A 23,342-nucleotide genomic window follows, 5' to 3' on the forward strand; every position below is an offset into this window, starting at 1 on the left:
TGTTATTTATCCACCTACCAACTATTCCGGTAGAATAACTATTATCAGTAAAGTAGGTGAGGCATCAGGCATTAGTGAACATTCGACAGTTTTATCCAAGAAAGGGAGTAGGAGTAATTAGCAGTCATCGTGCTACCAGATAAACAATCGGCTAAGTGAACTTGACAAAGCTTTGCCAAACAATAGACCTCTTTTATAGCCCAGGATTGTACTATAAGGCTTTATCTACTGCTTTAATTTAGGAAAACCTAGCTTAAAAATGAATATAGAAGACTTTACCTGGAAGATAGAGGAATGGCATTCGCGAGTAGCTGCACTACTGCCACAATCTGATCAAATACCCGTACCAGGGCAGCAGCAATTGCAGGAATTTTTCGGGGAACTGCAAGTTGGTTGGGAAGAGTTGCGGGTAGCTCAAGAAGAGTTGCTGCGACAAAACGAGCAATTGCAGTTCGTCCAACATCTTTTGGAGTTAGAACGGTGCAAGTATAGAGATTTATTCGATTTTGCACCGGATGCTTACCTAGTAACTGATGATCAAGGAATCATCCAGGAAGTCAACCAAATTGCCGCTCAAATACTTCAGAGAAAGCAGGAATACTTGCTAGGTAAACCACTTAGTGTATTAATGGCTCCAGAGGAACGCCAGAATTTTTATCTTCAACTAAATCGACTAGAACGGTTAGAGTTGCGACAGGAGTGGGAAGCTCGCTTACAAATCGCTAAAGGTAAGTTGCTTGATGCTGCTTTGAGCGTTAACCCTGTCCGTGACACTTCAGGTAAAGTAGTTGCTTTGCGTTGGCTAGTGCGGGACATTACTGAGCGTAAGCAAGCTCAAGAGCAACACAAACTGCTAATCCGTGAGCAAGAAGCCCGTGCAGCAGCCGAGGTTCAAGAAAAACGCTCTACTTTCTTGGCTGAGGCAAGCCACCTGCTAGCTTCCTCTCTTGACTACCGCACTACCCTAACTAGGGTGGCTCAACTGGCAGTGCCATCTCTAGCTGATTGGTGTGTAATTGATATTAATGAGACTAATTCCAGCAACTTTGAGGAACCGGTAGTTGCAGCATCTGACCCAGAGCAAGAGGCGTTGGTTTTAGAACTTAGGCGACGCTATCCACTTCTTACCAATTCCGACTACGGAGTGCCAAAGGTTTTAAGGACTAGCAAGCCAGAGTTAGTTACAAAAGTTTCTGAGTCTGTTTTGCAATTTATTGCCCGTGATGCAGAACACCTAGGAATACTGCGCCAGCTTAAAGTTAATTCCTACATAATCGTGCCACTAATTGCTCATCAGCGCAAGCTGGGTACGATGGCATTAGCCTCAGCACAACCGGAGCGCTGTTATACCCAAGCCGACTTGACGATGACAGAGGAACTTGCCGAACGAGCTGCCCTAGCGATTGATAATGCACGACTTTACCGCCAGCTCCAAGAAGCTAATCTCCTTAAGGACGAGTTCCTAGCAATTGTCTCTCACGAACTACGCACACCCCTCAACGCCATACTAGGTTGGACTCATCTACTCCTTAACCGGAAGTTGAATGAAACAACCACCACTAAGGCTTACACCACAATTGATCGCAATGCCAGACTACAGGGGAAACTAATTGAAGATATTCTCGATATCTCGCGGGTCATCCGAGGTAAAATTCGCCTGAATATCCGTCCAGTGCAGTTAACCAGGCTTCTGGATGGAGTTATTGAGAACCTGAAGCCTACAGCGGAACTCAAAGGGTTGCGAGTGGAATCTATCTACGAACCCTTGGCAGGCCAGCTTCTAGGAGATGTGGAGCGCTTGGAGCAAGTTGTTTGGAATCTTATATCTAATGCTATCAAGTTTACACCTCAGGGAGGACTGATTGAAGTTCAACTTGAGCAGGTTGACTCCATGGCTCAGATTACGGTTAGAGACACAGGGAAAGGTATCACTTCTCAGTTTCTCCCTTTTATTTTTGAGCGCTTTCGCCAAGCTGATGCCACAACCACCAGAAACCATAGCGGATTGGGACTGGGACTAGCAATTGTGCGCTATTTAGTAGACATGCACAACGGCTCTGTGGGAGTCTTTAGCGAAGGGGAAGGTAAAGGAGCCACCTTTAGAATATACCTGCCTCTAATAGTAGATTCATCCCAGTGGCAGCAGCCTACAGAACCAACAGAAGATATAGATAACTATCCCGAACTAGAGGGTTTGCGAGTCCTGGTCGTAGATGACCATGTTGATACTCTAGAATTAATTACCTTGGTGCTAGAACAGTGCAAGGCACAAGTGACAACAGCTGCATCAGCAACAGAGGCTTTAGAAGCGATCGCACCATCTCAACCAGAAATTCTCATCAGTGATATCGGTATGCCAGAAAAAGATGGCTATTTTTTAATTAGCCAAATAAGAAGCCTCGAAGCTAAGCAAGGAGGTCAAATTCCTGCGATCGCTTTAACTGCCTTTGCTAGGGAAGAAGAACACACCCGTGCTTTAAATGCTGGGTTTCAGATACATTTAGCCAAGCCAATTGAACCTACCGAGTTAGTGGCTGCAGTGGCAAAGCTAGCCCGACAAAAGTGACAATGAAGATGTTTGTGCTTGGTTAGCTTAAGAAACCTCCAGCTGCCTTGATTGCAAATGATGCTCAGTATAGTAAAACTAACTCTCTTTGAAGCTGGACTTGATGAAACTCCCCCCTGTTAACGTCCCCCTAAAGCCTTCGGGGAATCAAGAACTTAGAGCAAGGCGGACTACAGGGAGTAATCAATGGAGTACATAGTTATAGAAAACTTATATGAGGGGCATTCTATCTATATCTTTAGATCTTCATAGATGTTGAAATAGTGTTAAAAATCGAAAAAATAAGTAAGTCTTACGGAAAAAGACAAGTTATTCAAGACTTGAGTCTGCACATCCTTCCTGGAGAAATCTACGGATTGCTCGGTCCTAATGGAGCTGGAAAAACTACTACAATTAATATTCTCTGTAATTTGCTACAAGCTGATAGTGGAACAATTCAACTCAATGGTCAGTCAGTTTCAGAAGCAACAAAAGCTTTAATCGGTGTCGCGCCCCAAGAAAATTTACTGTATAAAACTCTTAGTTGTGAAGAAAACTTGAATTTCTACGCTAAACTCTACGGTTTAAGAGCCAAAGAAAGAAAACAAAGAGTGCAGGTTTGTTTGGAGGCTGTTCACCTTGCAGACAGAGCCAAAAGTCCCGTAGAAACTTTGAGCGGAGGCATGCAGCGACGCCTCAACATTGCCGTTGCTTTAGTACATCAACCGAAGTTACTCATTTTAGATGAACCGACTACTGGTCTAGATATTGAGGCACGTTATGAAATTTGGGACTTAATTAGATGCCTAAAAAATCAAGGAATTACAGTGTTGCTGACAACTCATTTATTGGATGAGGCAGAACGTCTTTGTCAGAGAATCGGTATTCTCAAAGGGGGCCGTATTTTAGCAGAAGGTAATTTAACTCAGTTGCGGCAAAAGATTGCGGCTCAAGAAGTCGTCATCGTGCAAACGCTTCAAGAAGAAGAAGCGATCGCCCGTGCTCAACAGCTTGGCTTTGTCCATCGACGCTATAGTAGTAATGACCTCGCCTTTTGGTTGCCTAAAAAGCTGGAACTCCCAGAAATTATTAGCTGTTTTGAGGGCATTCCCCTCGACTCAATCTCCCATGGTCCGGTGCAGTTGGAGCATATTTACTTAGAGATCACTCGAAGTTAAAAACTAATGTAAGTGATCTAGATCATTATCTGCTAGTAAAAATATCACTAATTACTCCTGATAGCAGTCAGTGTCTAATTTTGAGAAATGCTCGATTGTAGGCTTTATTTAGTGAAGCTCAGTTTATCAGTTTCTTTCGTTAATTCTGGGAAGATGATGAGGAAGCTTTGTAGAATTTGATGATACTGTCCAAGAAGTTGACAACTATACTCAACTTTGCAGCGCCGACTAATCTAATTCAGGAGGGCGCAGAATTCACTGGCTGCACCGTTATTTTTTTCAGACCGCCTTAGCAAGAACCCAAAAGTAAATCTCACTGGGGTTTGCTAAAGCTGCTAGGTTGGAGCAGTGAAAATAGCAAACCTTTAGGATCACCCTTAATGACCCAGTACCTAGACTAGTGGAAAGTAGTACAGAGCTTGACCACAATCAGGACAAGACTTTCAGGATGGTGTTTTCTGGGCAAGAATTGTAAAGGCGGAATAAGATATGGTCTCAGCCCGGATTTTAGTAGTTGAAGACGAAGTAATTGTTACCCAGGCAATTGCCGTCCAGTTAAGACGACTGGGGTATATTGTGACCGCTACGGCTTACTCAGCTTCCCAGGCGATGGCGATGGCGATAGAAACTCAGCCTGACCTTGTATTAATGGACATTTTACTCAAGGGTAAGATGGACGGCATAGCTGCTGCTAACCAAATCCGTGAGCAGTTAAACATTCCCGTAGTCTACCTGAGTGCCTTTGCCGATAATAAAACTCTAGATCGGGCTAAAACTACAAAGCCCTTCGGCTACGTCATTAAACCATTTAACGAAAAAGATTTACGAGTTGCCATTGAAATTGCCCTCTACCAACATCAGATGGAACAGGCGTTGCGAGAGAGTCAAGAACAACTAGCAACCATCTTGCAGTCAATGAATGATGGGGTAATTGCTACTAATCCGCAAGGAGTAATCACTTTTATCAATCCTGCAGCAGAAGCATTGACAGAGTGGCAACTCAGAGAAGCTGTGGATAAGGATGTGATAGAGATCTTTCAAATTTTTGATGAAGCCACAGGTCGCTCAGCGCCACATCCCATTGTACAGGTACTTCAGGGAGAGCAAGTTCTCTATCAGGGGGATTATAATGTCTTGATTACCAAAAACGGCAATGAAATTCCCATTGGTCATAGCATTTCACCCCTGACAGAGAAATCTGGAGAAATTAGTGGAACTGTTGTCGTTTTTTGGGATATCAGTCAGTTGCGCCAAACAGAATTGCTGGAAAGATCTCTGAAAAAAGAGCAAGAAGTAAACACTTTCCGCTCTCAGTTCATCTCCACTGTCTCCCACGAGTTCCGCAATCCCCTTAGCGCCATTTTGACGGCTACTGAGTTGCTCACACGCTACGAAGAGAAAATTACTAAAGAGCAGAAACAGCTCTATCTGCAACGCATTAAAGCTTCTGTACAGCGAATGACGGAACTCATGGAAGATGTATTGCTTATTGGTCAAGCGGAATCAGGTAGGCTGGAATTTAACCCTACTCCCTTAGATCTAGAGCAATTCTGCCGCGATTTAACTGAAGAATTATCCTTGAGTGAGGATAGTGAACAGAAGATTGTCTTGAAAATTGAGGGTAAATACAAAGAAGCCTGGATGGATGAGAAATTGCTGCGCTACATTCTGGTTAATCTGCTCTCAAATGCACTTAAGTACTCTCCTAGCGGCAGCACCGTGGAGTTTGAATTGACTACAGAAACTGAGCCGCATCTGGCAATCTTCCGTATTCAAGATCAAGGGATTGGTATTCCTGAAGAAGACCAATCTCAACTGTTTGAATCCTTTCATCGAGGCAGAAACGTGGGGAAAATTGCGGGTACTGGACTAGGATTAGCAATTGTCCGACGGTGTGTTGAACGACACCAAGGAGAAATTAAGTTTACCAGTACGCTTGAAGTGGGCACCACGTTCATCGTGAAATTGCCCATGCAATAATATCTAGCTACGACAACTCTTTAAGCTGCTCTAGCAATTTTTCTAACTCAGTAACTAGCTCGCTGGCACCTTCAAGATCACCATCTTCTACTCGATCGCGTAATTTAGCAGCTAACTCCGCCATAGCTGGCACTGCTACCGAGGAACTCGCCCCTTTGAGTTGGTGAGCTTTGTTGGCCAGAAGATAACTGTTTTGAGCCGCTAGTGCTTGCCTTGCCTCGGCAATTAAAGTTTCTGCATCCTTGACAAATCCCTGCACTAGTTCCAGTTGAAAAGAAGCATCTGCTGAGCCAGAGATTTCCTTGAGGCGAGGCCAATCGATCAACTGTGTAGCATCAAAATTGGTTTCACCCAGAGAAGAACTACTGTCGGCTTCCGAGTTTCTCTTAACGACATCTGACCATTGTTGTAGCACTGGTCGCAAGTCTTTCACCATCACTGGCTTACTCAGATAGTCGTCCATACCAGCAGTTAAGCATTTTTCGCGATCGCCTTGCATGGCATAAGCGGTCATGCCAATCACTATTGTATGACGGTGGAGACCTTCTCGTTGACGCAGAAGTTGTGTTGCCTTATAGCCATCCATAACTGGCATCTGACAATCCATGAGTACAATATCAAATTGATGCGTGGCTAATTTTTCCAGGGCTTGTTGACCGTTCTCTGCCGAGTCCGACTGGTAGCCTAGTAGTCGCACTTGATGCCGCACTAATTTGAGATTTACCGGGGTATCTTCCACGAGCAGAATTTTGAGACTTTTGTGTTGTTTTTGCTCTGGAAGCAATTTATCTAACCACTGTCGATCAACGGTTGGCAACTGCTGTTGAGGAGAGAAGACTTTGAGCAGTGACTGTAGCAGCCGAGATTCTTTGACTGGCTTGACTAAATAATCGGAAAATCCGCTTTTGAGCAGTGGTTGACCTGTATCACCGGCGTGCATAGAGGTCATCAATACTAGCTTAGTTTGTGACCAGTCCGGTTCAGCTAGAATCAGCCGTCCCAGAGTTGACCCATCTATCTTGGGCATTTTCATATCCAGCAGAGCAACATCATAAGGTTTTCCCGCTTCCGTAGCTGCTTGCAAGGCGGAGAGAGCAACCATGCCGTTTTCTGCTTCATCCACTTCCATTCCCTTAGCTTGCAACTGGTATTGCACAATTTGACGATTGACCAGGCGGTCATCGACGACTAAGACTCTTTTGCCTGCCAGAATTTCCGGGGAAACAGGGATGCCGGGAGCAACTTGAGCGATTGCTTCTTGGCTGCTGTCGGTGGCAACTTTGCTAAAAGTGCCAGTAAACCAAAAAGTAGAGCCAACTCCCAACTGACTGTCTACGCCAATTTCTCCTCCCATTAATTCTACCAGTTGCTTACAGATAGCTAGACCTAAGCCGGTGCCAGCATACTTACGAGTGTTGGAGGTATCTACTTGCGAGAAGGATTGGAACAGCTTGTTTTGGTCTTCTGGAGCAATACCAATGCCAGTATCTTTGACGGCAAATCGCAATTGAATCTGTTGTACCTCCTCGGATTGAGAGTTCTCAGATAAAACCTGAGTTTCTCCATTCTCTGGCAACTGAGTAATCAAAGATACCTCGATTAATATTTCTCCTTGGTGGGTAAATTTGATGGCATTGCCTACTAGATTGGTAAGAACTTGTCGCAGGCGACCCGCATCTCCCCTAACTTGTCGTGGCACTTCAGTATTCACCAACAAAGCTAGTTCCAGATCTCGTGCATGAGCTTGTGGGGAACATAAGTCTAGCACTTCTTCCAGGCAACGGTTTAAATCAAGCTCATCCGTATCTAACCGCATTTCCCCGGCTTCAAGTTTAGAAAAGTCGAGAACATCGTTGATTACTGTCAGTAAGTGTTCACCACTCATCTGCAAGGTGCGTACAAAGTCCACTTGTCGGGGAGTAAGTTCCGTAGTTAAGAGTAATTCGCTCATACCCAAAACTCCATTCATCGGAGTGCGGATTTCGTGGCTCATGTTTGCCAAGAATTGAGCTTTAGCCCGTGCGGCTTCTAAGGCTGCTTCCCGTGCTTCGACTAATTGATTTTCGTACTGCTTGCGCTCAGTAATATCGCGATTAACCCCGATAGTAGACCTTAGCTGACCATATTCATCCCGCAGGGGTACAACAACTGTTTCACAAATCCCCTTAGTACCGTCTTTACGGACAAATTCGAGTTCACCAGTCCAGCGCCCCTCACCAATGAAGGTGTCGAACATCTGCTTGGTTAGCGACATGGGTTCTAGCCCAGGGTAGATAAATTCTGAGGTTTTACCCAGTACCTCAGCTTTTTGATAACCGAACATCCTTTCGGCCGCTGGGTTCCAGTCAACGATGCGCCCTTGAAGGTTGGTAATAATGACGCCATCGTAAATTGTCTCAAACATCAGTCCTTGCCTACGTAGCGCCGCCTCCGCCTCTTTACGAGCCAAAATATTTTGTACTAGACAAACAATACCCTCAAGTTGACCAGCCGTATTCTTCATCGCTGAAACCGCAACAGATACAGGGATTCGTTTGCTGTCTTTAGTTAATAAACTGGTTTCCTTCCTACCGAGAAAATTATTCTGTTTTGCTTGATTTTCGGCTAAGGAGCTTAGACAAGTATTTTGGTTAAGTAATATATTTAAGGGCTGATTAAGTAGTTCTTCCTGCTGATAGCCTGACAAAGACAAAGTTGCTTGATTGAAGCTCTGAATTCTGAAATCTTTATTGAGAACAATCAAAGAATCGCTGAGAACTCCAATGATGTTATCAAGATAAGCTTTAGAGACAGTTGTTTCTTCTAACTGTCCAGCCATAAGATTGAAAGCCTCAGCTAAAAACTGCAGTTCATCTTGGGTGTTTACGTCTACCCTAGTACTGAGTTTTCCTTCCCCTATCTCGTTGGCTGCGTTTTGGAGCTGCTTAACTGGCTTGAGAATTTTTTTTGAAAGTAACAGTCCAAGTATTACAGACGTGATGATTGTTACTAAAACAGCTAATAAATTGATCAATACAGAAAAATTGGCGATGCTATTTACTTTTTCATTGGCAAAATTTAGTGTTGTTAAATTAATATCTAAGCCCTTGTCAACAACTTGCAGGAAATTTTCTTCTGCTGTTTTAAAATTTTGATACTTAATAAGTATTCCATTGCCTTTAACTCCTTGAGCTTTTAATATAATAATTTCTTTGCCAACTTTTTCAAGCTGTTTTTTTTCTTGTTCAAGTTGTTGATAAATAGCTTGCTGTTCTGGGGTGTCGGCAATTTTGTCAAGTTGAGATAGCCACTTTTGTAAATTTTCACTGGCTTCTGTAAATTCTTCTGTCTCTTTTCTGGCTTTATTTTCTTTGTTCTGAGTATCTAAGGCTTCTGAAGCTAAATTAGCTGACTCTGATTCAATCAAAGCATAGCTATATACTTCTGCAATCATTTTCAGAGATGCAGCTTTGATTTGCTCTAGAGCAATCAGTTCTGGAGTTCTTCGGCTGGTAATTCTTTTGATCTGACTATTAACAATATTCTTCGTAAAAATATTAATAAAGCCTAATAATACGACCAGTGAAGCAATACCTAAAAAACTGACAAGTAACTTGGTCTTAAGCTTCATAGACTTCTCCTTTATAGTTAAGCTCAACTTGATAATTAAGTATAACTTTTGAGAAAAACATCTAATTACTTCAAGATTTAGACAAATAAATGTGTGACGTCATTTGCCTGACGTTTTCATTGATTTGAGGTTTTACTTGAGCAAGATAACTCGCGATATTCATTTGGCTGTATAAGCAGTGAAAGTTAAAGGCAACTATTGACATTAAGTATTAATTTTGTTAAATAAATATTCTCTGATTGTAGTTTTTAAGTGCAACGCTTTAAACTCTTCTCTTTTCCTCTTCAGATTAAGTAATTTATAGATAAAAAAGTTTTACAACTTAAATAATAACAAGTTTTTATGTGCGACAAAAGCCCAAGTAGTAACCAAGTATTAACAAAAAAACTTTTTTAATTAGTTAAAAAGCCAAAAAAATTAACTCATATATATACTTAGCCTTCTTTAATCTAGATTTATTGTCTTTTTTGTAAAACTACCCTTGGAAAATTGACATTACCGATAGTAAAAAAATATTTCTCAAGATAGATAAAAAACCTTGACGCTTCTGATAATGTACTTCTATTAGGGAAGTTTCTTAAAATGAAAGCAAAATAAACATTATTGATTGATATAGCATTGGGCTTAATTGACTGTGCGATCAGAACAGCCATTTATCCTAATTGTCCAGGTGATGAGACTCCATGCTTAATTTTGTTAGGCATCTTATTAGACATCATTAGTACTTGAATTGACGGCAACCCTGTGAGATGATTGCTATTTGGCTTAAAAGCAATTTTTATCGTATTAATCTGGCTAAAAGTTAGCAGACACGGTGGTATTTAATTAAAAAAATTTGGCAAATAATTAAAGGATAAAAAATGAGCATTGAAAAGAGAATTCAAGCAACCGCTAAAAACCTTGAAGGTAAGCTAAAAGAGACTTTTGGGAAAATAAGAGGTAACGAAAACCAAAAAATAGAAGGCCAGATGAAGCAAGTAGAAGCTTCACTCGAACATACTCAAGAAAACATCAAAGAGCGAGCCAAAACAATAATTAATAGGGCTTATAGAATATTTGATAAATGAAAATCTTTGCCTGCAACAGAAGCGAATATTTTAGAGCTGATTTCCAATAGTCACTCAATCCATAACTAACAATCAATAAGCAACTATTGAATCTAAATTATTGAGCTAACATATCTTGTGCTTACTGCCACCAATGTTTCACAACCAGTTATCTAGTAATTTGGGGATTGGCAAATCTCTTCCTGAATAAAGTTACTAGACCCCTTTTGTTGTCTGGCAAAATTGCCGTGGATTTAAAAGCTTTTAAATAAGGAAATAATTTACTTCCTAAGGATGAGAATAATTTGAAGAAAAGGTGAGTAAATGTTAATAGATGAGGCCAAATAGGCAGATATAAAAAAAATCAACATCAACAATTCTCCCTTTGTAGGAGGATAAGTAAATGACTTTAAGACGAGACAGAAGGGCAGTAGGCGTTTTTTCCAGCCGTCGGGATGCTGAATTAGCTCTCAGAGAACTCAAAGACTCTAAGTTTCCCATGGATCACGTATCCGTAGTGGCACGTGATGCCGAACATCAGGATCATGATAAGTTTGCTGGGGCTGATGTCCGAGATCATGCTGGAAATAAAGCCGACGAAGGAGCAGCCGCTGGTGCTCTTACTGGTGGCACCTTAGGTGGTCTCACGGGTCTACTAGTAGGGTTGGGCACTCTAGCAATTCCCGGAATAGGACCAATTATGCTAGCTGGAGCTACTGCTACAGCGATCGCAACTACCTTAGCCGGAGGCGCAATTGGAGCCGCTACGGGCGGGATTATGGGTGCACTGGTCGGTTTAGGTATTCCGGAAGAGCGAGCTAGAGTTTATAACGAGCGCGTGAGCCGGGGTGATTATTTAGTAATAGTTGATGGAACCCAGGAAGAAATCCACCGCGCCGAGGCGATTCTGGGTCGTCGCGGCATTCAGGAATGGGAAGTTTATGATACACCAGAGACTCATGCAGCCACGAGTCAGACAACGGCCATGCAAGGTAATTATCGGCGTGCTGTTGGTGTCTTCCCCTACCGTCTAGATGCCGAAGCGGCGATTCGAGAGTTGAGAGAAGCCGATTTCCCCATGGGTCAGATCTCTATAGTGGGTAAAGATACCAATTCGCCGGGACAGCATCATGATAGCAACTTAGCTGATCGCACAATGACCGACGAAGGCGCGAAAGTTGGTGCTTCTACAGGTGGTGTTCTAGGTGGTTTAGGCGGTTTGCTAGTAGGTTTAGGTACTTTAGCCATTCCTGGCGTCGGCCCAGTTTTAGCAGGAGGTGCTTTAGCGACTGCCCTAGCCACAACGGTTGCAGGAGGTGCCATTGGAGCGGCTGCTGGTGGTGTAGGTGGTGCACTGATTGGTTTAGGCGTTCCGGAAAACCGAGCCAGAGTTTATAACGAACGGGTAACCAGAGGTGACTATTTGGTCATGGTTGATGGTACACCAGAAGAAATCCACCATGCCGAAGATATTCTCAACCATCACGGCGTTCAAGAGTGGGGTGTCTATGATCCATCAGAGGTTGATGCCTCTGCTCCCAGTCCTGTTGCTGCTGAGCGCAAAGTGATATCGGACGAAGGTAACTTTGCCGGTCACAAACCTAATGTCCAAATTATTGACCACCGGAAGCCGACGTTGTGATCGGTAATAATCAGTAGCCCCAAATTACCGAAAATATCCCTGGAGCAAGTTGAGCAAGAAAGCTTGCTCCGGATCACTTCTTAACCCACAAGTAATTTTCACTTTAATCAGAAAGGTAGAGGTAAGCAAGAAATGAAAAGGCTAATGACCGTTCTCCTTAGTAGTGCCTTATTGTTTGGAGTAGCGGCGTGCGAGAGTGCAAAAACCAGTGCCGATGCTCCTAATGACGTGGAAAATGCTGCTGATGCTCCTACGGTAGAGCAAGCACAAGAGAACAAAGAAGATGCGACTAGTGAAATTCGCCGAGACCAGCTTAATGCCGATATCCAAGCACGAGAGGAGCGCAATAATATTACTGGAGGCGACCAAGTAAGAGCGGAAGGTGACCTTCAAAGTGAAGTCCGCAGTAAACTTGAGGCTAACCTTCCAGCTAGTACGCTAGCTGTTGAAGCCGAAGATAGCACGGTTACTGTATCAGGAACTGTTCCTACGGAAGAGCAGTTAAAACGGATTGAGCCTTTGGCTATGGAAATCAAGGGAGTTAAGGCTGTTAACGTTAAGGTAACTGTTGTTAAAGCTCAGCCTCAAACTAACTAAAAAGTAACTAGAATCGTCGTTTAGTTTGCCTAGAGTACCCAGGGAACACCCACTAATGTTAAATACTATTCTTGGCAGTTTCCTTGATTCTCAGGGAGGCTGCCAACTTTCTTGAGGAGAATAGGGGATAGCAATCACCAGCTATTTTTGCTATAAGTCCCCAGAGTCAGTCAAAATTAATGCGTTAGACTACTCGCTCATCTCGCCTCTCATCGGTAAGCTATGCCTAAATTTTTACTCGAAGTTGGTACAGAAGAACTGCCCGCAGATTTTGTTGATAGTGCGATCGCTCAGTGGCAATCGCGCATTCCCAAAACCCTTGATGAGCAATTCCTGACGCCAGAGACAATTGAGGTTTATGGCACTCCTCGACGCCTCGCGGTACTCATTCAAGGACTACCGCTACAGCAACCAGACCGGGAGGAAGAGGTGAAAGGACCACCAGCCCAAGCAGCCTTTAAGGATGGTAAACCAACTAAGGCGGCAGAAGGCTTTGCCAGAAAGCAGGGAGTAGAATTAGATGCCCTGGAAGTAAGAGACACCGAGAAAGGAGCATTTGTCTTTGTTCTCAAAAAAATTGTCGGTCGCCCTTGCAGAGAAATTCTGAGGGAACTGATTCCTCAATGGATTTTTGGCTTGGAAGGCAGGCGTTTTATGCATTGGGCAGACGGGGATTTGAGGTTCCCTCGACCAATTCGTTGGTTAGTAACGCTGTTGGATGATCAGGTGCTGCCTATAGAACTGGAAAATGGTTCTGAGACAGTTACCAGCGATCGCTTCTCCCGTGGGCATCGGGTCTTGCATCCAGAACCGGTTAAGCTTTCCCAAGCAGCAGATTATGTAGATTATCTGCGTAGCGCTTACGTTGCCGTGGTACAAGAGGAACGTCGCAGCAAAATTCAAGAGCAAGTAGAGGTCGCTGCCAAGAACTTAAAGGGTCATGTGCCTTTATATCCAGATTTATGGACAGAAGTTACTAACCTGGTGGAATGGCCAACGGCAGTAGTTGGCCAATTTGCACCAGAATTCTTGAGTCTTCCTCCAGAAGTAGTCACCATAGTAATGGTGACTCATCAGCGTTATTTTCCAGTATTTAAAAACACAGCAGCCCAGGAATTAATCCCTTATTTTATCACGATTTCCAATGGTGATCCTGCTAAATCTGAGATTATTGCCGCAGGGAATGAAAGGGTGATTAAGGCACGTTTAGCTGATGCTCAGTTTTTCTATAAAGCTGACTTAAGCTTACCCCTAGAAAGCTACTTACCTAAATTAGAAAAAGTAACTTTTCAAGAACAATTGGGTTCAGTGCGGGATAAAGTGGCGCGGCTGGAAAAGATTGCTGATCAAATCTCAGAGCAATTAGCTTTCTCAGATGCTGAGCGCATTAATATTCTGCGAGCAGCTTTACTTTGTAAGGCTGACCTTGTTACCCAGATGGTCTACGAATTCCCTGAATTACAGGGGGTAATGGGACAAAAATATGCCACTGCCAGTGGAGAACCAGAGGCGGCGGCAACAGCAATTTTTGAGCATTATTTACCGAGAGGGGCTAATGATTCTCTACCTCAAACTCTCACTGGTCAAGTCGTGGCTTTAGCCGATAGATTGGATACGTTAGTGAGTATTTTTGGCTTAGAAATACTGCCAACAGGTTCATCTGACCCCTTTGCCCTACGCCGTGCAGCAAATGCGGTGGTTAATATTACTTGGCATGGAGATTTGCCGATTAATCTCAAGCAGTTGTTGGGTGATATTGCCACTGACTTTGTGACAGCTTTCCCCGGCAAAAATTCGCCTGTGGATTTGTTAGAGGAGTTTTTCTTACAACGCCTCCGCACTTTACTACAAGAGGAACGAAATATTGACTACGATTTAGTGAATGCTGTTCTGGGAGAAAATGATGCTGAGTATACACAGAGGGCATTAACAGACTTATTGGATGTACGCGATCGCGCTTTATTCCTCCAAGAAATCCGTAATAACGGTAAGCTAGACGAAATCTACGAAACGGTCAACCGTTCTGCCCGTCTAGCGGGTCAAGGTGATTTGAATACTGCCGAACTAGAACCACCTGCTGTAGTACAAACAAAGTTATTCCAGAAGTCCTCAGAGCAATATTTTTACGATGCCTTGGTCAGACTGGTGCCAAAAACTCAAGCCTCCCAGGAGGAGCGAGACTATCATAAGTTAGTGGAAGCAATCAGTGAGATTGCCCCCACAGTTAGTGAGTTTTTTGACGGCACTCAGAGTGTTTTGGTGATGGATCCTGACCCAGAAATCCGGCGTAACCGACTGAATTTGTTAGGTTTGCTGCGCAATCATGCCCGTATTTTGGGAGATTTTGGTTTAATTGTCAAAAGATAAGACAACTAAACTGCCCTTAGCGTCTAATTAGATTCTCGTGGTCTGTAGTTGTTTTTCCCTTGCGGTTCGCTAGTGTAGTGCAGCTTAATAAAGCTATCAAAAGAGTACCAAGCTAAAACGTACCAGGGAATAATCTCCAATTGCAGTCCTTTTGCGACTAACTGTCGCAAAGATAGTGCAGCAAAGCCGAGGGGGAGCAGGAAACGCAGGTCAACCACACCACTTGTCGCTTGTCCAACTCGCTGGTTCAGGTCGGTAACTGTGTTAGCTATCCCTGCCGCAACTTCCGATTTGCCCTTGGTCTCGATGGGTTCTCTTTGAGTGACCTCAAGAAAAATAATGCCCAAATCCCGCAAAATAGCCTTGACATCATCAAAACTCAAGTGTTCCAGTGCATGGAAAACGGTGATGCTGCCACTAGCGGCATTAGTACGCACCCGATAAATCCCCAGACGTTCTTTTAGTGATCTGGTAATCTGTTCGAGTTGATCTTTTTGCCGTGAGCAAGGAACAACTCGAAACCGGATTCGCCCTGGAGTCCGACTTACTATGGAAGCGGGGATTACTCCGGTGTCCTGCTCCCATTCTGTTGGCATTGCTTGCACTATCTTGGCATTATTGCCGATAACCATTTGCTAGAAAACTCCTAAATCCTGATCAAAAAAGGGATGGGAAACAGACCCATCCCTGGTAACTAGTCGGATCATTCTGCCAAGAAGCAATATTACCTTTCCTGGCTAAAGGCTTTGAGACTAAAAATGATTGAATCTCTAGTTTGCCTCGGCATGGGGTTGAAGACCTTCGAGTTCTGCTTGCACTCGCTTCTCAGCTAGTTCAGCCTTTGACTCTGCCACTAGGTCTTCAAACAACTCACCAGTTTCTTCGACCAGACCTTTGCCCTTTTCAAAAAGGACAATCCCGCCTTTAATTGCTGCCTTGGCAAAGGGTTTACCCACTTTAGCTACAGCAGGAATTAGCAAAGGTGCCAGCACTACAGCGCCCAGGCCAGCCGCAATACCAGGGACACCCATGTTTTCTGTAACACCTTCAAATAGATCTTCTAAAACTGCCATGACACATCTCCAAGATAAAAGGTTTGAATCAAACAATCTGCTCAACTGATGCTGAGAGTTTAAGGTGTACCTATGTCGCTAGAAATAGCAGCATAAGTAGTCTTTTATGGGGCTTGAGAGCCTTCGATAGCTTTGTTAATCTCATCCCCAGCTAATTCGGCTTTGCTTTCTGCCAAGAGTTCTTGAAAGGCTTCACCGGCCTCAGCAAAAATAACCTTGCTCTTGCCATAGGCGATAATTCCAGCCTTCATTGCGCTTTTGGCCAGAGGTTTGCCCACCTTTGCCAGTGTTGGCCCGAAAATCGGTGCCAAAATTACCGCACCGACGCCTATAAATAGACCAGGAACCCCCAATTCTTCAACGAAATCTCCCAGATCCAGGCTCATGATACACCTCCAATATTCAACAAAACAACAAAACTTTTACTTATCCTAGGCAGGCTAATTGGCAGAAATCTGCGCCAGCAAATTCATCCATGGTACTTCTACCTTTAAGCATTGGTCGCAAGCCATTAACCCCCGCCACCACACTGGAACCGTTATTGATCAAGGTTGCTGCCATAGGGTTGAGACCAACTGTTGCGGCGAGTATTAAGCCTGACAGATTAGGGACAGCAACGACTCCCGTATTCTGATCAATGATACGTTTAGCATCTCGGGCAATGGCGATCGCTTCCACCAAACCGCACAGATTGTTATTCATCAGCACAACATCAGCGGTCTCGCGGGCAATCTCTGAACCGTCTCGGAAAGAAATCGAAACATCTGCGTAAGCCAAAGCCGCTGAATCGTTAAGACCATCTCCGACGAATGCCACGGTTCTACCTTGATTATGTAACCTCTGAACTATCTCGGCTTTGTCTTCAGGAAAAGCTTCGGCGTGAATTTGGGTAGGTTCAATGCCAAGTTCTCTGGCCACAGTGTTTGCCCGTTGTTGGTTGTCTCCCGTGAGCAGATGAATTTGAGCGCCGAGGGCTTTCCGTAGTGTGGTAATTACGGCGCGACTCTCTGGGCGCAAGGGGTCTGTGTACTGAAGTGCACCTTGGAGTTCGCCGTTGCTAGCGACGTAGATTGTCGGATATTCTAACGTCTTGAGTTCAGGATGATTCTCTAAGAAGCTCTCTAGGCTAATCCCTTCCTGACGTAGGAAGCGATCGCTTCCTACCAAGACACTCTGGCCATCAATCTGCGCCCGGATACCAAGACCTACTTGATAATCCCACTCTCCACGTGGCAGGATTTGCACCTCTTGTGACAGGGCGTAGCGCGTCACCGCCTCAGCGACAGGATGAGTGATCCGTTGCTCGGCCGCCGCCGCTAGTTCTAGTAAGCGCAATTGAGGAATTGACGGTTCTGCTGTTTTGAGACTGACAATAGAAACATTTCCTTGAGTCAGAGTTCCGGTTTTATCGAAAACAATCGCGTCAACCTGGGCCAGTTTCTCGATCGCCCGCCCACTGCGAATCAGGACACCACGGCGCGTTGCCTGGAGCATCGCTGCCATAACCGTGGTTGGTACAGAAACCCTAATACCAGTCGCGAAGTCGATAGTTAGTACTGAGGCGGCGCGAGCCGCACTGCGGGTGATGGCAAAGACAACTCCTCCTAGCAGTATCGTGGGTACAACTGCTCGGTCAGCAATCTTGGCTGCGTAGTTCTCAATACGGGTATCGTGAACAGGGGCTGCTTGGATGAGTTCAATAGTACGCCCAGCACGAGTAGCAGCACCGATGCGTTCTGCTAGGATATAGAGCTGACCCTCCCGCACCAAAGTCGAAGCATAGACTGCCTGTCCCGTCGTGCGTACTACGGGCATCGACTCACCCGTTAGTTTTTGCTCATCAATAACGGCTCTCCCCCCCAGGATATGACCGTCTACCGGAATTTGCTCACCGGGATAGACGATAATGGTATCCTCTGGCTGCACCTGTTCAATGGGAATTTGCTGCTTTTGCCCATTCCGTTCGACCCAGACGAACTGTCCTAGAGAACTGAGCAGATCTAATGTCCGACTTCTAGAAGAACGAGCAGTTTGCTCACGAATCGCCTCTCCCAGCTCAATTAGAGCAATCATGCCACTGGAAGTGAGGAAGTGACCCTGGGCAGTGATCATGACAATTGCCATTAGATCGAGAAAATCAGAATTTAGTTGCCGTTCCTCACTAATACTTTCCCAGGCTCGTCGTACCACTGGCAAGGCGGCAATAGCAATGACTCCTCTGACCAGTAGAGGAAGAACAGAGAATCCCAAGGGCCCGCCCAAAAGAGATAGTAAAGTGGCTAGAGCAGGCAACTTCATTCCTGACCAGGGACTGGTTTGTTCCGAGGTGACTTCCCCTGTAGATAAAGCTTGTGCTGGAATTGACGCGACCTGATCATCGGCAAGCTGGATTAGCTTAACTATTAGGGAAGGAATATTGTCTTCTGCCGAGCTAGGAATATAGCGGATGGTAACAGACGCTGCCGCACGCTTCATGCAAACACCAATAATTTGAGCATCTGCTAGTAGCAGCGCCTTGAGTCGCTGGGCGTATTCTGCATCGCAGGCAATCCGGGGAACCCGAAAACGCACTCTTCCAGGAAGCATCTGGAGGAAGCTGTAAGTTACTTTGGCAGAGACGGTTGCCCGATGGCTTTGCTTGGTGAAGGTTCGGGATGTTCCACAATACTGTAGTACTGTGAGCAACTGGGAATGCGATAGTTGGTCTTGATCAAAGATGATTAGCAAGCTGCCAGTTGTCTTGTTGGTGCGGACTGCTAGCACACCCTGAACTTGTCTAAGTTGTTGCGCTAAGACTTTGATTACATTGTCTTCGGCGTTTGCCGTGCGGAGCCTGACGCGACCAGCCACAGAATGGACTACTTCTACTCCCTTGGGAGGTGCAACTACACTAATCATTTGCTTGAACCCCAATATGATGTAGTGCGGAGGTTAACAATTACGTTAAACCCTTCTAGTATTCTAAGATACTTTGACAATTTTCTACTAAAAAAGATTGGCAATTTGAATATAAAAAACTTAATTATCTAAAGGCAAAACTGCTTCGTTAATTTTTATCAATGAAGATGTTTAATCACAGAAAAATCACCCTAATTCTTAGTTGCTCTGGTTTTCGGTTATTCGGTAATAAACCCCAGGGATGAACACTTTGTCCATCCCTTTAAGCTAGTTAGAACTTGCTGACAAGAAAAAAACAAGGCAAAAAATTAGCGTGCTTAGTTCTGCAATCTTGCCTAAACTTTTAGCTAAATTCTCAGGTTAATCAACAGCCCATCTAGCTGGCTTTATTCAGTAGGATTTTGGACAGTTTCAATTGCTGTTTGAGTTTGTTGCTCAGCCAGTTCAGCTTTTGATTCTGCCACAAGATCTTCAAAGATTTCACCACTTTCTTCAATCACGCCTTTACCCTTTTCGTAGAGGAACATGCTACCTTTGATAGCTGCCTTAGCTACGGGTTTTCCTACTTTGGCAAAAGCAGGAATCAGCAAAGGTGCGAGTACCACAGCGCCGACACCTGCGGCTACACCGGGAACTCCCATGTCTTTAACTAAGTCACCAAAAATATCTTCAACTTTAAATGCCATGAAACACCTCCGATAATTAAACAGATAAACAAAACTTGCACTAGGAGAAAATTTTCTTCACTCCCTCAAGGGTTTCCAACCCTTGAACAATTTTAATCTTTATGGGCATTGAGCATTGGTCGCAAACCATTTGCTCCAGCAATCACACTCGAACCATTATTGATCAAGTTAGCTGCCATAGGATTAAGACCAAAAGTAGCAGCAATAGCTAATCCAGAAATATTAGGAATAGCAATGATGCTCGTATTTTGATGAATGATTTTTTTAGCATTGCGAGCTATAGCGATCGCTTCTAGAAGACCGCGCAAATCATTATTCATCAGCACAACATCAGCCGTTTCGCGGGCAACTTCCGAACCATCACGGAAAGAAACCGAAACGTCTGCATAAGCCAGAGCGGCTGAATCATTAAGACCATCTCCAACAAAGGCTACTGTTCTACCTTCATTGTGTAATCTCTGAATGATTTCTGCTTTTTGTTCTGGAAAAGCTTCGGCGTGAACATGAGTCGGTTTAATATCTAGTTCCCTAGCAACAGTCTGAGCTCGCTGCTGGATGTCACCAGTCAACATATGGATATCTGCACCGATTTCTTGTTTCAGTACTGTCAGTACTTCTCGGCTTTCTGGACGCAGCGGGTCAGTATACTGAATCACGCCTAGAACTTCGCCATTGCTGGCCACATAGATTGCAGGGTAACCTGTTATTTTCAGGTCGGGATGGCTCTGATAAAGCCGCTCTAGACTAACCCCTTCTTTGAGTAGGAACCGTTCACTACCTACTAAGACGTGCTGCCCTTCTATTTCTGCCCTAATGCCTAGACCAACTTGATACTCCCACTCACCCCGGCTGGGTACAATCAATTCATGGTAGTTTGCATGGCGCATTATCGCTAGGGCTACTGGATGAGTGATTCGTTGCTCAGCGGCAGCGGCTAGTTTCAGGACACACAGTGGCGAAATCGACGGATCTGGAGTCTTAATGCCGATAATGGCAACATCTCCTTGAGTGAGAGTACCCGTCTTATCAAAAACGACTGCATTGACTAGGGCCAATTTTTCTAAGGCTCGGCCACTGCGGATCAGGATGCCGCGTCGTGCAGCAGCACTCAGAGCAGCCATTACTGTTGTTGGCACCGAAACGCGAATACCAGTGGCAAAGTCGAGAGTCAGTACTGAGGCTGCTCTAGCAATGTTACCAGTGGCAGCAAAGACAGCACCTCCTAGCAGTAGAGTTGGTATAACTGCCCGATCAGCAATCTTGGCTGCGTAGTTTTCCACACGGGTGTCGTGAACAGGGACGTCTTGGATTAACTGGAGTGTACGTCCAGCGCGGGTATTGGCACCTGTTTGTTCGACCAGGATATAAAGCTGTCCGTCTCGCACTAGGGTTGAGGCATAGACGGTTTCTCCCTGAGTGCGTACCACTGGCATCGACTCACCCGTCAGTTTCTGCTCGTCGATCATGGCTTTACCCCGGAGGATGTGACCGTCTACCGGAATCTGCTCACCTGGATAAACGATAACTGTGTCCCCTAGTTCCACTTCCTCCAGGGGAATCTGTTGTTTTTCACCTTCCCGTTCAACCCAGACAAACTGTGCCAAAGAGCTCAGTAGATCTAACGTCTGGTTCTTAGAGGAACGGGCAGTACGAGAACGAATTGCCTCTCCCAGTTGGATCATCGTGATCATGGTGCTCGAGGTGATAAAGTGGCTCTGAGCAGTCATGAGCGAAATGGCAGTTAGATCCAGACAATCGACATTTAGTCGGCGCTGCCTAATAATGCTGTTGAGAGCGCGACGTGCTACAGGCATAGCAGCCAGGGCAATACTTCCCCCAATAATCGCTGGAGGAATGGATAATCCCAATGGTCCGCCCAGCAGAGAAAGGGTACTAACTAAAGCAGGCAGTTTGAGCCCTGCCCAAGAACTGGCTTGCTCTGTATCTCTAGCACTTGGCTTCTGAGTCGATGCTCCCTTTGAGGGAACTGACACCAATACCTCACTGGCTTGCTGAATTAGCTGAGCAAAATGGAAATGCACAAGTGCATCTGCCATTGTTCCAGGAAGGTAACGAATAACCACAGAGGATGCCGCCCTCTTGAAACGGATGCTAGTTACATGGCTATCTGCTGCCAACAGCATTTTCAGCCGTTGAGTGTATTCCAGATCATGAACTAGGCGAGGGACACGAAAGCGCACTCTTCCCGGAGTAGCGTTGACAATGCTGCAGGAAACTTGGGAAAGTCTCCCTGCTTGGTAAGCTATCCCAGTGAAGGTTGTAGATTTTTCCCTCAGTTTTTTGGTTGACCTACGGGACACATCGTTGAAATGCACCGCTACGTTGGTCATTTTCACCCCCCCTATTTTTTTTAATTGTTTCTGTTTACAAAGATGCTGACCTTCTTAGGGGCTGATTAGCCAAAAAGCGCAGCATGGCACAAAGTGCGGCCGGTTTAAAACAAGACCAAGGGTTTGTCTGGTTAGGAATCTTTACCTTAGACAACTCCATTTTTTCCTCTGATGAGGTAATGGCTTGGCGAGCATTGTCTAGAGTCGTCTGCTTGGATGATGTTACTTCGACTTCTGGAGAAGCGATGTGATCTGGATCTACCTCTGAATTTTCTGGTAGTGGAGGTTGTTCCTCCCCAGATGAGTTGTTTGGAGGATCTTGATCCTCTGGATAGTCTGCGGTGGGCTTTGGTAAGGCTGCCTTGGGTTTTTCAGTTTTGGTAATTACTTCTTTGACTGTGCTTAAACATACTTCTTCCGCCGCAGGAGCTTTTGTGCTTTCTGATACATTTCTTGCAGCGGCAGCCTGAATCAGAGTAATCAGATGCGCACTAATGACTGCTGTTGAGGCACTCTCAGCTTTGTAGATAATAACTACAGATTCGGCGGCGGGTTTGCAGCGACAATTTGTAACCCTGGCATCCGCTGTGATCAACTTCTGGAGTCGCTGAGCGTAGTCCCTATCTTGAGCAATAAGGGGTATTTGAAAACGAAGACGTCCAGGAATTGCATGGACAAGGCTGTAGGCAATCTTTACTGATTTTACCAGGTTGTCAGTTACCGCCTCTGTTGCTACTAGTATGCTGTTGGTTCGGGCAGCATTTTCCTGGGATATGTCACTAGTTGCCTCTAAGGATAATCCAGGATCAAATTGTTTGATGACCTGGCGGGTGAGACTGGTGGTCATCAGGTAAACTGGAAGACTCTGCCAGCCTTGAATTCCTAACTGTCGAGTAGTCAGTATTCCCACAAATAAGGGGAGCAGCGAATGAAGTTTACCGTAGACCTGAGAAAAGGCTTCTGAGGGGATCAATTGCTCACTGACTCCACTTGAAGACTCTCCACCAACCGATATACCCTGCCGTTGGATTGCTTCAAACAGTTGCGACAAAGACAAATTACTGGTGTCAAATCTGATCAGCAAACTGCCGGTTGTCTCATTGGTGCAGATTTGGCGTACACCACGAAGCTGCTGTAGTTGTTTTGCTAAGTTCTCCAGTATGTCTCTGGAACTATTCTCAGAAGCACGGAGTCTTACGCGACCAGCTACAGCATGCACCACTTCCACCCCTCCCTCTGAGCGGGGTACCGCTAAATCAACCATTTATTGCACTAACCCAAGTAGATAGCGGGGTTTTGGTTAAGAAACATTTAACCTTACCCTAACTAAAGTTTACGGTTTTTTTTCGGAATTATCTTTGTAGCGCAG

At 44.9% G+C, this 23,342-nt stretch carries 15 protein-coding genes; 7 read left to right on the forward strand and 8 right to left on the reverse strand.

The window, feature by feature from the left end; all coding sequences use genetic code 11:
• Positions 1 to 259: 259 nt before the first annotated feature.
• The 3 genes from ACT7WV_RS12905 to ACT7WV_RS12915 all read left to right on the forward strand — a co-directional run bounded on the left by ACT7WV_RS12905 (position 260) and on the right by ACT7WV_RS12915 (position 5,703).
• Entirely contained in the window at positions 260 to 2,566 is a 2,307-nt protein-coding gene (locus ACT7WV_RS12905; RefSeq protein ID WP_445103278.1) for a PAS domain-containing hybrid sensor histidine kinase/response regulator, read from the forward strand.
• Positions 2,567 to 2,829: 263 nt separating this feature from the next.
• Positions 2,830 to 3,723 carry an ABC transporter ATP-binding protein gene (locus ACT7WV_RS12910; protein WP_445103279.1) on the forward strand — a complete coding sequence of 298 codons (894 nt, stop codon included), beginning with the start codon at positions 2,830 to 2,832 and terminating at the stop codon, positions 3,721 to 3,723.
• Between the two features lie 489 nt (positions 3,724 to 4,212).
• Positions 4,213 to 5,703, forward strand: a complete 1,491-nt coding sequence (locus ACT7WV_RS12915; protein WP_445103280.1) for a hybrid sensor histidine kinase/response regulator — start codon at positions 4,213 to 4,215, stop codon at positions 5,701 to 5,703.
• Between the two features lie 7 nt (positions 5,704 to 5,710).
• Here ACT7WV_RS12915 and ACT7WV_RS12920 read toward each other — a convergent pair whose 3' ends face one another.
• On the reverse strand, positions 5,711 to 9,313 hold the full coding sequence (locus ACT7WV_RS12920; protein WP_445103281.1) for a response regulator: 3,603 nt from the start codon (positions 9,311 to 9,313) through the stop codon (positions 5,711 to 5,713).
• Positions 9,314 to 10,173: 860 nt separating this feature from the next.
• Between ACT7WV_RS12920 and ACT7WV_RS12925 the strand changes: the two genes are divergently transcribed.
• The 4 genes from ACT7WV_RS12925 to glyS all read left to right on the forward strand — a co-directional run bounded on the left by ACT7WV_RS12925 (position 10,174) and on the right by glyS (position 14,965).
• Positions 10,174 to 10,380 (forward strand): CsbD family protein, encoded by a 207-nt coding sequence (locus tag ACT7WV_RS12925; protein ID WP_445103282.1) that lies wholly within the window; start codon positions 10,174 to 10,176, stop codon positions 10,378 to 10,380.
• Positions 10,381 to 10,762: 382 nt separating this feature from the next.
• The gene (locus ACT7WV_RS12930) at positions 10,763 to 12,001 is read left to right on the forward strand and encodes a general stress protein (protein ID WP_445103283.1); all 1,239 of its coding nucleotides are present in this window, start codon (positions 10,763 to 10,765) and stop codon (positions 11,999 to 12,001) included.
• Positions 12,002 to 12,133: 132 nt separating this feature from the next.
• Positions 12,134 to 12,598: a BON domain-containing protein gene (locus ACT7WV_RS12935; protein ID WP_445103284.1), complete on the forward strand. Its 465-nt coding sequence runs from the start codon at positions 12,134 to 12,136 to the stop codon at positions 12,596 to 12,598.
• Between the two features lie 222 nt (positions 12,599 to 12,820).
• Complete coding sequence (glyS, locus tag ACT7WV_RS12940) at positions 12,821 to 14,965, forward strand: glycine--tRNA ligase subunit beta (RefSeq protein ID WP_445103285.1); 2,145 nt, start codon at positions 12,821 to 12,823, stop codon at positions 14,963 to 14,965.
• Between the two features lie 23 nt (positions 14,966 to 14,988).
• Here the strand turns inward: glyS and ACT7WV_RS12945 are convergent, their stop codons facing one another.
• From ACT7WV_RS12945 to ACT7WV_RS12975, 7 genes are all read right to left on the reverse strand, one after another.
• On the reverse strand, positions 14,989 to 15,597 hold the full coding sequence (locus tag ACT7WV_RS12945; RefSeq protein ID WP_445103286.1) for an HMA2 domain-containing protein: 609 nt from the start codon (positions 15,595 to 15,597) through the stop codon (positions 14,989 to 14,991).
• 138 nt (positions 15,598 to 15,735) lie between these two features.
• Positions 15,736 to 16,038: a DUF5132 domain-containing protein gene (locus ACT7WV_RS12950; RefSeq protein ID WP_445103287.1), complete on the reverse strand. Its 303-nt coding sequence runs from the start codon at positions 16,036 to 16,038 to the stop codon at positions 15,736 to 15,738.
• A gap of 104 nt (positions 16,039 to 16,142) precedes the next feature.
• On the reverse strand, positions 16,143 to 16,424 hold the full coding sequence (locus tag ACT7WV_RS12955; protein WP_445103288.1) for a DUF5132 domain-containing protein: 282 nt from the start codon (positions 16,422 to 16,424) through the stop codon (positions 16,143 to 16,145).
• A 40-nt stretch (positions 16,425 to 16,464) separates the two neighbouring features.
• Positions 16,465 to 18,936: a heavy metal translocating P-type ATPase gene (locus ACT7WV_RS12960; RefSeq protein ID WP_445103289.1), complete on the reverse strand. Its 2,472-nt coding sequence runs from the start codon at positions 18,934 to 18,936 to the stop codon at positions 16,465 to 16,467.
• Positions 18,937 to 19,322: 386 nt separating this feature from the next.
• Complete coding sequence (locus ACT7WV_RS12965) at positions 19,323 to 19,622, reverse strand: DUF5132 domain-containing protein (protein ID WP_445103290.1); 300 nt, start codon at positions 19,620 to 19,622, stop codon at positions 19,323 to 19,325.
• Positions 19,623 to 19,714: 92 nt separating this feature from the next.
• Positions 19,715 to 21,973 carry a heavy metal translocating P-type ATPase gene (locus tag ACT7WV_RS12970; RefSeq protein ID WP_445103291.1) on the reverse strand — a complete coding sequence of 753 codons (2,259 nt, stop codon included), beginning with the start codon at positions 21,971 to 21,973 and terminating at the stop codon, positions 19,715 to 19,717.
• A gap of 34 nt (positions 21,974 to 22,007) precedes the next feature.
• Positions 22,008 to 23,237, reverse strand: a complete 1,230-nt coding sequence (locus ACT7WV_RS12975) for an HMA2 domain-containing protein (RefSeq protein ID WP_445103292.1) — start codon at positions 23,235 to 23,237, stop codon at positions 22,008 to 22,010.
• Between the last annotated feature and the right edge of the window lie 105 nt (positions 23,238 to 23,342).

Source organism: Symploca atlantica LB2515, from assembly GCF_052546295.1.